The 13,650-nt window shown below is 60.7% G+C and carries 11 protein-coding genes; 4 read left to right on the top strand and 7 right to left on the bottom strand.

Annotation, left to right across the window (positions count from 1 at the left end; translation table 11 throughout):
• Window positions 1-10: 10 nt before the first annotated feature.
• On the bottom strand, window positions 11-1,111 hold the full coding sequence (locus JI721_RS05480; protein WP_274457054.1) for a sugar ABC transporter substrate-binding protein: 1,101 nt from the start codon (window positions 1,109-1,111) through the stop codon (window positions 11-13).
• A 782-nt stretch (window positions 1,112-1,893) separates the two neighbouring features.
• On the opposite strand from JI721_RS05480, the gene JI721_RS05485 reads away from it, so the two are divergent.
• The 3 genes from JI721_RS05485 to JI721_RS05495 all read left to right on the top strand — a co-directional run bounded on the left by JI721_RS05485 (window position 1,894) and on the right by JI721_RS05495 (window position 5,800).
• On the top strand, window positions 1,894-3,090 hold the full coding sequence (locus JI721_RS05485; protein WP_274457055.1) for an ROK family transcriptional regulator: 1,197 nt from the start codon (window positions 1,894-1,896) through the stop codon (window positions 3,088-3,090).
• A gap of 30 nt (window positions 3,091-3,120) precedes the next feature.
• Window positions 3,121-4,245: an aldose 1-epimerase gene (locus tag JI721_RS05490; RefSeq protein WP_274457056.1), complete on the top strand. Its 1,125-nt coding sequence runs from the start codon at window positions 3,121-3,123 to the stop codon at window positions 4,243-4,245.
• An 859-nt stretch (window positions 4,246-5,104) separates the two neighbouring features.
• Entirely contained in the window at window positions 5,105-5,800 is a 696-nt protein-coding gene (locus JI721_RS05495; protein ID WP_274457057.1) for a MarR family transcriptional regulator, read from the top strand.
• 600 nt (window positions 5,801-6,400) lie between these two features.
• Here JI721_RS05495 and JI721_RS05500 read toward each other — a convergent pair.
• From JI721_RS05500 to JI721_RS05525, 6 genes are all read right to left on the bottom strand, one after another.
• Window positions 6,401-7,240, bottom strand: coding sequence for a flagellar hook-basal body protein (locus JI721_RS05500; RefSeq protein ID WP_274457058.1), 840 nt, complete (start codon window positions 7,238-7,240; stop codon window positions 6,401-6,403).
• 118 nt (window positions 7,241-7,358) lie between these two features.
• Window positions 7,359-8,600, bottom strand: coding sequence for a flagellar basal body rod C-terminal domain-containing protein (locus JI721_RS05505; RefSeq protein ID WP_274457059.1), 1,242 nt, complete (start codon window positions 8,598-8,600; stop codon window positions 7,359-7,361).
• 105 nt (window positions 8,601-8,705) lie between these two features.
• Window positions 8,706-9,737 (bottom strand): rod shape-determining protein, encoded by a 1,032-nt coding sequence (gene mreB, locus JI721_RS05510; RefSeq protein WP_274457060.1) that lies wholly within the window; start codon window positions 9,735-9,737, stop codon window positions 8,706-8,708.
• Between the two features lie 197 nt (window positions 9,738-9,934).
• Entirely contained in the window at window positions 9,935-10,225 is a 291-nt protein-coding gene (spoIIID, locus tag JI721_RS05515) for a sporulation transcriptional regulator SpoIIID (RefSeq protein ID WP_274457061.1), read from the bottom strand.
• 354 nt (window positions 10,226-10,579) lie between these two features.
• Window positions 10,580-11,314: a M23 family metallopeptidase gene (locus JI721_RS05520; RefSeq protein WP_274457062.1), complete on the bottom strand. Its 735-nt coding sequence runs from the start codon at window positions 11,312-11,314 to the stop codon at window positions 10,580-10,582.
• Between the two features lie 227 nt (window positions 11,315-11,541).
• Window positions 11,542-12,840 (bottom strand): SpoIID/LytB domain-containing protein, encoded by a 1,299-nt coding sequence (locus tag JI721_RS05525; RefSeq protein ID WP_274457063.1) that lies wholly within the window; start codon window positions 12,838-12,840, stop codon window positions 11,542-11,544.
• Between the two features lie 329 nt (window positions 12,841-13,169).
• Here JI721_RS05525 and JI721_RS05530 point away from each other — a divergent pair, with 329 nt between their 5' ends.
• On the top strand, window positions 13,170-13,298 hold the full coding sequence (locus JI721_RS05530; protein ID WP_274457064.1) for a hypothetical protein: 129 nt from the start codon (window positions 13,170-13,172) through the stop codon (window positions 13,296-13,298).
• Window positions 13,299-13,650 lie beyond the last annotated feature (352 nt).

Below are 13,650 nucleotides of genomic sequence, written 5' to 3' on the forward strand. Positions count from 1 at the left end.
TCGGTGATCGCTAGTTCTTCGGCCATTGTGACTTCGGCACGTTCGCGTAGACCTGGGCCTCCGTATGAAAACCGCTCTTGACGATTTCGTCCATCATATTGCTCTTCGTCACCGCGACCGGGCTGAGCAGGATGGACGGAACTTTCGTGAATCCATTGTCTGTCGTGCCCGTCGTCTTCGGGGTCTTGCCCGCAGCCAGGTCAAGCGCCGCTTGTGCAGCATCGTCCGCTTCGGTGTTGATGGGCTTATACACCGTCATGGTCTGCAAGCCTTCGACGATGTCCTGACAGTTCGCCAGGTCAGCATCTTGGCCGGTGGTGGGAACCTTCCCGGCAAGGTGTTGCTGCTTCAACGCCTGAATGGCACCCAACGCAATGGAGTCGTTTGCATCCAGCACCGCCGTCACGTTGTTCTGCGTCTTCGTCAGCGCATCTTCCATTTCCGATTCGGCGGTATTCGTATCGTAGTTGTTCGTCCATTGCTTATAGACGACTTTGATAGAACCATTCTTAATGTACGGATTGAGCACTTTCATTTGCCCATTGTAGAACTGCGTTGCGTTCGGGTCGGTCGGATCACCCTCCAGCAACACGTAGTTTCCCTTCGGCGCAACCTGCGTGAGATATTGTGCTTGCAGTTCTCCGACCTTCTCGTTGTCATAGGAGACATAGAGGCTCACCGGCCCGTTTTCAATCATGCGGTCGTAGGCAATCACCGGGATCCCGGCTCGTTTCGCGTCATTGAGCACCTGGACCAGCGCACTCCCGTTTTGCGCGTTGATAATGAGAACCTTGACGCCTTCGGAAATCAGATTTTCACACTGCGACACCTGGGTTGAAGAACTGCCGTTGGCATCCTGCACAAGGACTTGCGCGTTCGGATCATGCGCCTTGATGTAAGACGTAATGTCCTTTTCGTCGTGGGGCCACCGCTCCAGGTTCAAATCCCCAAATGACAACCCAATTTTGACCGCCCCCGACGCACTCGTCGAATTGGATGAGCCGGCATTGCTGCTGCCAGCATTGCTCCCCGTTCCGCACCCTGCCAAAGTCAGCGCCGCAGCGCATCCGACGGCCAATACGCCCGTGAACTTGGAAAACTTCCTCTTCATCTTTTAACCCCCTAGACTCCTTCGTGATTTTTTGCAGAATGTTTGCGGAATGTTCAATGAAGATTTCCGTCAAAAGCACCACCAAAGAGATTCGGCCAAAGCTCCATCTGCAACCCATCCTGTGATGGACCCGAGCGATGGCCCCCCAACCTACCGAACAGACAAACCGTATCCACCCCCAAACGTACAAACGGAATCAGATGAAACCTCGAGACACCCTTTTGAAAACCCTTTCTTCAATGCCAATAAAAACAGGTTGTCTCGAGAGAAAACGCCGATATGTACGCCTTGTGCACCGCGCTGCTCACACACCCTGGTGCACCTGTGCACGTTCGAAACTGCTGCAACCGCTTTCGAACCCGACCAACTCAAATCGGCCACGTTTAAACCCATCTAATAATTTGGCCAATCAACAAACATATAGTAGCATCCAACACAGAAGATTTCAACTAGAGCAGACCGGGAATTCCAGGTCTTCGCAGATTAAAATTCGATGATAAATCCTCTTGCCATCGAGGTTCCAGGAAGAACCGACTGATATCATGGGATTCTTCACTGCGTGAAGCGCGTTACGGAACATTTTCAACTGATCTTCGCCGCCCCGGCATACAGGCGCCGTCTTCTCCGCTTGCTGGGCGTCATCGCCCCCATGCTGCCCCCACCCAGTGTGATTTTTCCGCTTTCTTTTATTCCGTTTGTATATTCTTCATACAAATAGTGTGCTAATGTTTAGAGGGAAGCTCCAAGTTGTATGCTGTGGACAAAGAGTTGAGGTGAATCACGTGACGCGCACCGGCGACCAAGCCTATATCAAGGAACTGAATCGGACCATTTTGCTGAACGCGCTGCGCTTTCAAGGGGAAATGTCCCGAACACAACTGGCCGCCATGACCGGTCTCAATAAAGCGACCGTTTCTTCATTGATTGACGAATTAATCGCCGGCCACCTCGTCGTTGAGGTGGGCCACGGAACCTCACAGGTCGGCCGCAGGCCCATTTTGCTGATGTTCAACGCATCGGCCGGTTTCGTGATCGGCATTGACCTGCAAGTTGGTTTTGCACGGATTGTCGCCACCGACCTGGCCGGACAAATTGTTCAGGTGATGGAATCCTCCGTCTCCTCCTTCGAACCGCAACATGTTATTGATACCCTCGTTCGCAAGGTGCGTGAACTGGCCACGCAGCTGCCCAGTTCACCCTTAGGGATTGTGGGGGTCGGTGTGGCGGTGCCGGCGCTGGTGGACTTCACCAGAGGCATCGTGATCAATGCGCCGAACCTGAATTGGAAGAACATTCACCTGAAGGCCCTGCTGGAACATCACCTCAGTGTCCCCGTCTACGTGGATAACGAGGCCAACGCCGGAGCCTTGGCCGAGAAACTCAGCGGTGCTGGGCGCGACGTCTCTGACCTGATCTATGTAAGCGCCGGCGTGGGGTTGGGCACCGGGATCATCGTCAATCACGAACTCATTCGCGGCGCCGACGGAATGGCTGGCGAATTTGGCCATATGATTGTTGAGCCTCAAGGCTGGAAGTGCCACTGCGGGAGCCAAGGGTGCTGGGAGATGTACGCCTCGGAGAAAGCACTGGTCAGTGTGTATCAAAAATTATCGGGCCGCTCGTGCACGAGCGAAGAAATTCTCGGTCTTGCCAAAGCGCGGGATGCATTCGCGTTCGAGGCCGTGCAGTTCGTCGGGAAGTATCTCGGCATCGGCATATCGAATATCGTCAACGCACTGAACCCGACACTCATCATCATCGGCAACCGATTGCGTGACGCAGGCGATGGGCTCATGCGGCAAATCCACCAAACTGTCCAATCCCGGTGCTTTGTCGCAGGCTACGCAGACGTCCAAATTCAATTCACCTCGCTCGGGCAGGACACGTGCGCGGTCGGGGCGGCTTCTGTCGTGCTGCATGACTTCTTCTCCGGCCCCCGCGTCCATCAGTCCGTCGACGCCGCGCAATTGCAGTCATAAAAGACGCGTTCGAAGGGGAGGGGATGATCTGTGAAAGCAGGTCAGTCAGCGCGGGCCCTCGCGTCAACCTACGCCGGCATCCCGTGCGTCATCTTGGAAACCGATCGGTCGCAGGCTGTTTACTTGCCCACCGCAGGCGGCAATCTGATTGCATTACGCGATACGCACAGAAACCTGCACTTTCTGCACGAGCCTGTCGACGACGAGGCCTTCGGGGCTCAGTACGAAGGCGGATCCGGCGCAGAGTACGGCGGTGCGCCCTCGATGGAGCGGTATCGTGCGCAGCCCTTTTCCTATGGAATCCCGGTGCTTTTTCCACCCAACCGTATGGAAGATGGCCGCTTTTCCTTCGAAGGCCGCGACTATCGCTTGCCGATAAACGAACTGGAGCGCAACAACAACCTGCACGGGTTCCTGTATGACCAGCCGTGGACCGTGCGCGATTTGGGCAGCAGTACGGACGAGCATGGGCTCGGCGCAAGCAAGGACATCGAGTTCAGCGCAGGTAAGGGCGAGCTCATGCGGGGCGGCGAGGGTATCGCTTGGTTGACAGCGGACTTCCACCTCCAGCCGGGGACTGCGCTCTATGAGGTATTCCCGCACGAGTTCCGCATGTCGATTCAATACGTTTTAGGTCCAACCACACTGGTTCAACGCGTGGAGATCACGAACCTTGGCAGCACAGTGATGCCCCTGATGCTCGGATTTCACACCGCCCTGCGGGTTCCCTTTGACCCGCGAAGTGTGGCCGCGGATTATCGATTTCGCATCCAGGTCGGGGACGAATGGCTGTTGAACGGTCGAGGCCTGCCGGAAACGTCGCGATCGACCCCCGTACAAGAGGCTCTGAATCGGGGCGTCTATCCCTTCTTCCAACCGCTCGACTCGCACTTTTTTGCGCCACAAAACAACCAGCCGCACAAGGCCGAATTGACGGATCTGCGGACTGGTGCCACGCTCACCTATGAAGTTTCCCCCGCATATCGGACATGGATGGTGTGGAATCATGGTGCCAAAGGACCCTTTATCTGCCCAGAACCCATGACCTGTGTCGTAAACGCACCCAATCTCCACTTTCCGCCGGCACTCACGGGCCTCATCGGCCTGAAGCCACAGGAAAAATGGACCGCGAAGTCCACGCTGTCCTGGGGATGATTGAGGTGAGGGCGGGAGGCACCCGGCCGCCGGGCGGTGCGGGCCTCGCCGCGTTAGGCACCTTTCCTGCCTAATCGGGGGTCCGGCCAAGCCGGACCGGCCGACTTAAGGCGCCTTTCATGCCTTGTGCGGCCGCCGGGCGGGGCCAGCCTCGCCGCGTTAGAAACCTTTCATGACTAATCGGGGGTCCGGCCAAGCCGGACCTTCCGACTTAAGGCGCCTTTCATGCCTTGTGCGGCCGCCGGGCGGGGCCAGCCTCGCCGCGTTAGGAACCTTTCATGACTAATCGGGGGTCCGGCCAAGCCGGACCGTCGTACTTAAGGTGCCTTTCATGCCTTGTGCGGCCGCCGGGCGGCGCAGGCCCCGCCGCTTTAGGCACCTTTCATGCCTTAATGGGGGTCCGGCCAAGCCGGACCGGCCGACTTAAGGCGCCTTTCATGCCTTGTGCGGCCGCTGGGCGGGGCGAGCCTCGCCGCGTTAGGCACCTTTCATGCCTAATCGGGGGTTCGGCCAAGCCGGACCAGCCGACTTAAGGCGCCTTTCATGCCTTGTGCGGCCGCCGGGCGGGGCCAGCCTCGCCGCGTTGGGAACCTTTCCTGCCTAAAGGGTGGTTCGACATTGGTCCGGCCAAGCCGGACCGGCCGACTTAGGGAGCCTTTCATGCCTTGTGCGGCCGCTGGGCGAAGAGCTCCGTTCGCGACACATGGGCTGACGTGTGACGTTGACGTATGACGTGTGAGGCGCGCGTAACGGCGAGATCGGCAGAAAATTCGGCAAATGTTTCGGATGGAAACGAAACTCTTCTCGGCGTCATCGACGAGCGGGATCGACCGTGGTATTGATAGAAGGGTGAAGCACAATGCGACCGGAGTGGGAGGCGTGGGTGTGGATGGAGTTTGAAGAAGCTTATCAAAGTTGGATCGCATCTCATCGCCGCAAGCGAACGGGCGACGCGGGCCGAAGGATAGAGAACGGCCTGGGACATGCGGAACGCACCTTTGCGGAAAAGGTTTGGTGGCCGGCGTTCTACCAATTCGACAACCTCCACCCTGAGTACGCCGTGCGCGACTTCAGGGATGGGCTGCGCTACATTGATTTCGCGTACATACAGCCAGGGTTTCAGATCGCGATCGAGATCGACGGCCAGGCAACGCATTGGACCCATTCGCAGGAGGAATTCATAGACGACCGTTTGCGCCAGAACGATCTGGTGATTGATGGGTGGTACGTAATTCGATTTCCGTATGTGGTAGTGAGCGATCGCGCCCGGAACTGTCAACGCACGCTGCAGCAGCTCATCGGCCGGCTGACGGTGGAGGTCTCGAAGGGACTTGGCGCACTGCGTGTGCTCGACCGAGAGATTGTTCGACTGGCGATTGGCGCAGGGCGTCCAATCACCACGCGGGACATTGTCACACGATTCCGGCTGGAGAGGCACGCGGCGAGCGAGCATCTGAAACGGCTGGTCGCGAGTGGTTGGCTCGAGCCCGCGAGTGGCTCTCAGCGGATCCGGTCGTACCGGGTTCGCCCGCAGTGGGCGAATCTGCGGGTATAGTGGTCGGCGGCGCAGTGGGACGGGATGGAACCTGCCTGGGCCTTGGGCGTGCCTGTGCCATGGGCGTGCCTGAGACTTGGGCCCTCCCCGCCGCTTTAGGCACCTTTCATGCCTTAATGGGGGTCCGGCCAAGCCGGACCGGCCGACTTAGGGCGCCTTTTGTGCCATAGGCGGTCGCCGGGCCGGGCCCTCCCCGCCGCTTTAGGCACCTTTCTTGCCTTAATGGGGGTCCGGCCAAGCCGGACCGGCCGACTTAAGGAGCCTTTTGTGCCATAGGCGGCCGCCGGGCCGGGCCCTCCCCGCCGCTTTAGGCACCTTTCTTGCCTTAATGGGGGTCCGGCCAAGCCGGACCGGCCGACTTAAGGAGCCTTTTGTGCCATAGGCGGTCGCCGGGCCGGGCCCTCCCCGCCGCTTTAGGCACCTTTCATGCCTTAATGGGGGTCCGGCCAAGCCGGACCGGCCGACTTAGGGAGCCTTTCGTGCCATAGGCGGCCGCCGGGTGGCCGTCGGGCGGGGCTGGCCAGGCGCCGTTGGCTGCCGGCCGGGCGTCGGTCCTCCCCGGCCTTACCCCTCCCCGGCCTTACCTCGCCCCGGCTGCGGTTACCCCTGCAGGCTCGAGGCATCCTGTTGCATCTGATTGGTCAGTTGCAGGGCTTCTTCGTTGATCGCGAACATCTGCTGCGCCTGAATCATGTCGGTCATCTGCACCGTCAGGTCCACGTTGCTCATGGCGAGTGCCCCCTGCTGAATCGTGCCGGCCGCCGCTGTCGCAGCGCCCCCGGCCCCACCCGCGGCGTTTACGATGCGCGGCGTAAACCCAGGCTGCACCGTGAAGACATTGTTGGACTGGGCGACGAGGGAGATGTTGGGAAGCGGGATCTCGGCGATCGCGATCCGCTGCTGACGCGCGGTGCCGCTGGACGCCCCGCCGGATCCAAATGACACCGTCCCATCCGGCCCGACCGAAAAGCTGCCTGTTGGATGTGTGGGTTCGACGATGGGATTCCCATTCGTGTCCAGCACCGCTTCCCCGGTGGGCGTGGTGAGTTCAAACTGGCCGGCGGCGTTCTTGCTCCATTGGAAGTTGCCTGCCTTGGTCAGTTCGATTTGCCCGTTGGCGCCGCGCACCAAGAAAAAGCCAGAGCCGTTGATCGCGAGATCGGTCTGGTTCCCCGTGGTCTCCAAAGGCATCTGGGCGAAGTTGTTTTCGGTTGCGGTGGCAACGACGCCCGTCCCCCCGTTCCATCCGGGCGGGGTGAGTCGCCCAGCGACCCCCGGGGCGGTGGCGTTCGCGGTCACAGCGCTGGTCAGTGCATCCTCGAAGGACTGGGTGTTCTCCGCGAAACCTGGTGTATCCTCATTCGCGACGTTGTTGCCGATGTTGTCCAGCCACTTAAGGCCGGCCTGCATCCCGGACAAACTCGCGGAAAATGCCTGCATGGCGTGACCCTCCTAAGGATTTCGTTGCGCGATTGGCGCTGGCGCAGCTTCCACACGCAGCCCCGCACGATTTCCCGGACGGCGCAGCTGCTCTACCGGCTCTGCGCACGACCGCTCACTATCCGCTCACCTTGCCGACGTCGCTGGTCGCAAGCCCCAGCATGGCGTCCTCTGTCTTCACGACTTCCTGGTTGGCCTGATACTGGTTCATGACCTGCATCATCTGGGTCATCGTCGTGGTGACGTCCACGTTGCTCTGCTCGAGTTCGCCCGGGTGAATGGAGCCTGTGCCCGGCCGTAACTGGGCCATCACCTGCGCTGTGGTGAGGCTTTGCCCAACCTGAAACTCGGTCTGCCCAAGCGGCTGCAACTGGGTGACGTCCGCGTCGACGGTGCCCAGACGGGCACCAGGAATGACAGTTCCATTGGCGCCGATGACCCGATACGAAGGCTGACCGTTCTGGTCCACGACGGGTCCGCCCGTCGGGCTAAACAAGTCCGTGCCCTGGTAGTTGGTGTTGATCACGATGTGCGCCCCGGGGATGGGCAGGCCATTGGCACCGACCGCCAAAATGGCGTTGCCGGCGGCGTCGACGAGTTCGTGGTTCGAATTGACGCTGAGACTGCCGTCGCGGGTCAGGACAATCCCCGATGGACTGTAGGGCGACTGGAAGTCGACCGGATAGAAGCTGTGCAGGCCCATGTCGTCCTGGTCACCGATGCGCAGGCCAGCCCCTTCCCACTGCGTGTCGGCTGGGCTGCCGACCGTCTGGCCCGCCGCATTGACGAAGACGTACGATGGGTTGCCGTTGCTGTCGTAGTTGGGCGATCCGTTGGCAGCGTACAGCGCCGAGCCCTGGTACGCCGGATTCCGCGCGGCGTACACGCCCGGCATGACGTCGCCCGCGCTGTCCAGCACCGCGAGCGGCTGGCCGTTGATGGACAGGATGTTGTTGGCACCGACGGTCACGGTTCCGTTCACGGAGACGGGGAGCCCGCCGTTCGCGCCCTGACCTGCGTTGGCCCCGCCGGGTCCGGCCACCGCCGCGTACGTGCCCGCGGGCGTGTTGTCGGTGATGGCGACATCGAGGTTTCGCCCGGTACTGGTCAGGCTGCCCTCTGAGAAAATGGGGACGCCTTGCTGCATGACGACACCGGTGCCGATTTGCCCCACGGTTCCGGATGACTGGCCCGTGGCGCTGTTGATGTTTTCAATGAGCTGCTGCGGAAACTCGGTGAGCTGCCCGTCGGAAGACTTAAATCCCGGCGTCTCGGCGTTCGCGAGGTTGTTGGCGAGCAGCTGCTGCAGTCGTTCATCCGCCAACATGCCGGATGCTGCGGTTGTCAAGCCTCTGAGCATGGGTTGTCCCTCCACATCTGAATCGGGGCGCGCGAGATACACGAATGCATGGCCCGCGCCGGTGCGCGGGCAGCCCGTACAAGCCCCGCCGGTGCTTGTCCGCCCTCACCACCAGCGGCGGCGGCGTGAACGTGTACGCGGCGCTGACTGAATCCGCCGGCGATACGGGCTGTCGATATACATACCGGTACCCACCACCACGCAGGACATCGGGTCGTCCGCAATGTGCACCGGGATCTGCAGTTCATGCATCATGAGCTTGTCCAATCCGTCCACGAGTGCGCCGCCCCCGGTGAGCACAACACCTTTGTCGAAAATGTCGGCGGCGAGCTCCGGGGGGGTTTGTTCCAGCACGGACTTCGTCGCGGCGATGATGGCCTCAATCGGTTCCTGGAGTGCGGAGCGCATCTCCTCCGCATGTACGGTCACCGTTTTCGGCAGGCCGCTCATCATGTCGCGGCCGCGGACATCGGTCGATCCCGTTCGGCTCCCTTGATACACGGTCGCCAGTTCCTTCTTCAGCTCTTCTGCGGTACGTTCACCGATGAGCAAATTGTATTCCTTGCGAATATATCGGACGATCGCCTCGTCGAGCTTGTCCCCTGCGACGCGAATGGAGGCAGAGGTGACGACATCACCAAGGGACAGCACGGCGATATCGGTTGTGCCGCCACCGATATCCACCACCATGCTGCCACTTGGTTCAAAGATGTTCAGTCCCGCGCCAATGGCGGCCGCTTTGGGTTCCTCAATGAGGTCGACGTGCTTGACGCCGCAGGCTTCCGCGGCTTCGCGCACCGCCTTTTGCTCGACGGACGTAATTCCCGCAGGTACACAAATCATCACTCGGGGTCTCGCCATCAACCCTTTGCCAAGCGTTTTGCGAATGAAGTGACGCAGCATGATCTCCGTGACTTCGAAGTCAGCAATCACGCCTTCGCGCAACGGCCGAATCGCCACAATGTTTCCGGGCGTTCTGCCGAGCATCTGCCTGGCCTCCTCGCCGACCGCGACAACCTGTTTGGTCAGCTGATCGATAGCCACCACCGAAGGCTCGTTTAACACGACCCCCTTACCCTGAACGTGCACCAGCACGTTCGCCGTGCCCAAGTCAACACCAATATCTCTGGATAACATTACGGCGAGTCCTCCCCAACTAGGCGTGCATCTGAGCGTGTATGTTGTCACTTGGTGTCAACATTTGTCAAGGATTGCGAATCTGAATACGGATAAGTTTTCTACAGTCCGACAGAAACTCCTTCTCCACTTTGAAACGTTCATAGACGACTTGTTTCTCGGCGTTCTCACTCGGCGACTTTGTGCTTCGCAGCCTTTTACTTCGCGACCTCAAAACTTTTCGTGTCATCTGCGGCCACGTCGTCCTTGTGGTACTTCAACTTGGTCGCCTCGCCGCCGCGCAAGTGGCGAATGGACTTATGATATTCGAGAATTTCCTTGACGCGGTTTGCCAAATCAGGGTTGATTTCCGGCAAGCGCTCCGTCAAGTCTTTGTGGACCGTGCTCTTGGAGACCCCGAACTCCCGTGCGATGGTCCGCACCGTATTCCGGGTTTCAACAATATACTCTCCGATTTTCAGAGTACGCTCCTTGATGTAATCATGCACTCCCCTCGCCTCCCCATTTCTCCAAATGGTCTGATACAGTATATGAGGGGGTGTACACGGTATGCCTTGCTTTGCCGGATTACAGCTTGTCAGGACTCGTTTCTTTACAATATCTCTTTCTATCTCTTTTTTTCTCGCCGGGAAATAATATCGAAATCCGGGCAATAGAGTCGTGCAGTGACAACACAAAAAAGAAGCCGTCCCCGCGAGAACCCTGCGTGCTGCAGTGCCCTGGCTCAGGACAGCCTCGTCAATCTACCGGAGGTGGCGCCGCCGTTTGGCGCACTGATGAGACGGATGGTGACGCCGCGGGTGGGGTTGGCGCGGCACCCGCAGCGTCGTGTCCTCTCGTGGTTATTGCTGCTGCGGCAGAACCGTGGCCGGATCGACCGGCTGCGCGTCCTTGTACACCGCGAAGTAGAGATGGTTACCTGCGCTCTTCTCGAACAGGCAGGTACCGCTTGTGCCAATCACCTGGCCCTGCTGCACGACGTCGCCAACTTTGACCTGGACCGAGCCCAAGGATTCATAGCGCTCCGTGTAGCCGTTGCCGCTGTCGATGATCACGGTCTCGCCATAAAGTTTGTCGTTGGTGACTTGCGTGACTTTGCCGCCCGCAGCTGCGGTCACCTGGAAGGCGGACCCGTCCGTCGTCTTCAGGTCGTACCCTTCATGCGGATACCAGGCGTTGTCGTAGTTCACCATCGCCTTGGCCTGCTCCTCCTGGGTACCCTTCACCGGGAAGAAGCCCAGCGAAACTTGAAGGTTGGTCCCCTGTGGTGCGGGCCAGTCAAAGGTCTGCTGCGTGGTTTGACCCGTCGTCTGCCCCGTTGCGGCGCTGTTGCCCATGTCGCCGCCGGTCGACGTGGTGGTGACGGTCGAAGAACCTCCCATCTGGCTCTTGACGTACATCAAACCGATGATCAGTGCTGCCGCCCCCAGGTAGATTGCCGGGTAGACCCACTTCTTGGAGAACAGTCGGCGCGATGTTGCCATTTTTGGCGCCTCCTGCTTCACCTCGGGTGCCTTCCCCGTTTCTTGCTTCTCTTGACCAGTTTGCGGTTGATTTGGATGTTTCTTTTCATCCATGTGGCGTTCACCTCATTACGACAGTGTCGCCACGAACTTCGCAATCTATACCTGCACTCAAAGTCAATTTGAAAGAAGCAAGATTCCCATAGGTATCGGGTTTTTACGCCGAGATGAGCAGCCCGGTGTGGATCACGCCGATGACCGCGGCCGACAGAATGCCCGGAGCGCACGCCCGGTGGCCGCGGCGGAGAGAATGCCCGGAGCGCACGCCCGGTGGCGCCGGTCTACTTTCCTGCCACGAATGGCGTGTCCTGTGTCATCTGTGTGCCTGGATAGAAGACTGCCAGGATTTGCGCTGCACGCTTGCCGCGCGCAGCGTAGACACTCGCTTCATGCAAGCTCATTCCGATGTCGGTGCCGACCCCCTGGGTATGCACCGTCAGGGTGTCCCCGTTCACCTGCAGCTGGAAATCCGCCGACGGCAGCCCCAGCATGTTCGCGAAATCAGTGCCTGTCCAGGCCTTCGTTGAAGCGCTGGTCCCGGCGGAGGAACCCGTCCCGCTGGTGGCGCCGGGATTGTACGTCACGGTGCTCACGAACCCGTCCTTGCCGCGGGCGGCGATGTGGATCGCGGCTGGATTGAGCCCCTTCGCCGGGAGATTGAGGCGGGCGGCGAGATCGGCCGGGGTGAACGTGTGGGTCTGGCGGTCGGCGGGGACGGCGCGATCGTCCGGACAATTGACGACCGGCAAGTACGGCAGCGACTTCCCGAAGACGGCCGAAGCGTCGCGCGTGCGTCCGGGGGACAGTTCAAACAGAAACGCCGGGATGGGCTGGCCCTGGTAGGTCAGCACTTCCCCGTCGGTCGACGCCACGGCTTGTTGGAGACGCGCGGTGTAGGTGGTGTCGTTCGCGCCGAACACCTGCTGTTGCTGCGCTTCGGTGAGCCACGGGAGGTCGAGCAGGCCGTCGTCGGTCACGTCCGCCCCGTGGCGCTCCGCGAAGGTCTCTGCGCCGGTGCCCTGGTGTGTCATCAGGTAGATCACGTAGGTTCGGCTCGCCACGGCCGCCGCCTGCAGGGCGGGCATCGGCGCGGTCGGCGGAAGTTCCGCCGCCAGCACGTTGACGATGTAGTCGTTTAGGGGCAACCGCGTGACGGTGCCGCTGTTCATTCGGTAGACGGAGACGGTCGTCTGCGCGTCGGCGCTGTTCAGCCAGCGACTGATTTGGTCGGGCGGCGTTCGGTGTGTCGCCCATGCGGTGAGCGCGGGCAGCCCAACAATCGCGGTGAAGACCGCGGCCACGGCCCGACCCACGCGGGTGGGGCGGTCGATACCGTTTCGCCACGGGATCCAGCGGGTCCACCGAGGCGCCCCATCAGGGAACCAACGGTCGATTTGGCGCGCGACGAAGGTTGGGGCCTCCAAGGTGGGGGCATTCAAGGTCCGGGCATTCAAGGTCCGTGCCTCGCCGCCGCGCGCATCGTCGGGCGCCGTGTGTGGATGAGGGCGAAGCCGCGGGAAGACGGTCACACGTTGGCGGCTGGGAACAGGGCGGAAACGTTTGTGAGTCTGGAATGGCAAGCGGGATCCCTCCTATGAAGAAACCGATCGGTCAGCCTGGCGACAGGTCCTCCTGGCGAAATCGAGATTGGATTGAAAGCCGCGGGCCGAGGCCTCGGGCGTACTGCAGGGCGCTCCTATATGTGGCTGGCGGATGCGGCCCCGGTTGATGTGCACCTGGCACTCGGGCCTGCGACGGGGCGCTCGGAGCAGGCTGAGTGCTCGGGCCTGCGGCTGGACACTCGGGCCTGCGGCTGGGCACTCGGGCCTGCGGCTGGACACTCGGAGCAGGCTTGTCTATTACACAGGTATGCGGACGAGCCGGGCGATATGAATGAAGAGACATGGGCTTGCGGAAGTGGGTATGGGGTGTGGCCGGGCTGGACGGGGCTGGACAGGGCTGGGCTGGCGGGGCCGGCGGGGCGGAGTCCGAACCAGCGTGCGGTTTGCGGCTGCCTATGGCAGGAAAGGTACCCTAAGTCGAAGAGGCCGGCCTCGCCGGACCACCGTTTAGGTAGCAAAGGTGCCCTATGCGGCGGGGACCACACCGAACGGCGGCCGCCTAAGGCAGAAAAGGCGCCCTATGCGGCGGGGTCCACGCCGGACGGCAGACGCCTAAGGTAGGAAAGGTACCCTAAATCGAAGGGGCCGGCCTCGCCGGACCACCGTTTAGGTAGCAAAGGTGCCCTATGCGGTGGGGACCACGCCGAACGGCGGCCGCCTAAGGCACAAAAGGTGCCCTATGCGGTGGGGACCACGCCGAACGGCGGCCGCCTAAGGCACAAAAGGTGCCCTATGCGGTGGGGACCACACCGAACGGCGGCCGCCTAA

It is taken from the genome of Alicyclobacillus cycloheptanicus, assembly GCF_028751525.1.
In the GTDB taxonomy this organism is placed as follows: domain Bacteria; phylum Bacillota; class Bacilli; order Alicyclobacillales; family Alicyclobacillaceae; genus Alicyclobacillus_L; species Alicyclobacillus_L cycloheptanicus.

Bases quoted from the DNA above. Each gene is read 5' to 3' on its own strand.
- JI721_RS05480 (WP_274457054.1), bottom strand. From the start codon at position 1,111: ATGAAGAGGAAGTTTTCCAAGTTCACGGGCGTATTGGCCGTCGGATGC.
- JI721_RS05495 (WP_274457057.1), top strand. From the start codon at position 5,105: ATGCGACCGGAGTGGGAGGCGTGGGTGTGGATGGAGTTTGAAGAAGCT.
- JI721_RS05500 (WP_274457058.1), bottom strand. From the start codon at position 7,240: ATGCAGGCATTTTCCGCGAGTTTGTCCGGGATGCAGGCCGGCCTTAAG.
- JI721_RS05505 (WP_274457059.1), bottom strand. From the start codon at position 8,600: ATGCTCAGAGGCTTGACAACCGCAGCATCCGGCATGTTGGCGGATGAA.
- mreB (WP_274457060.1), bottom strand. From the start codon at position 9,737: ATGTTATCCAGAGATATTGGTGTTGACTTGGGCACGGCGAACGTGCTG.
- JI721_RS05520 (WP_274457062.1), bottom strand. From the start codon at position 11,314: ATGGATGAAAAGAAACATCCAAATCAACCGCAAACTGGTCAAGAGAAG.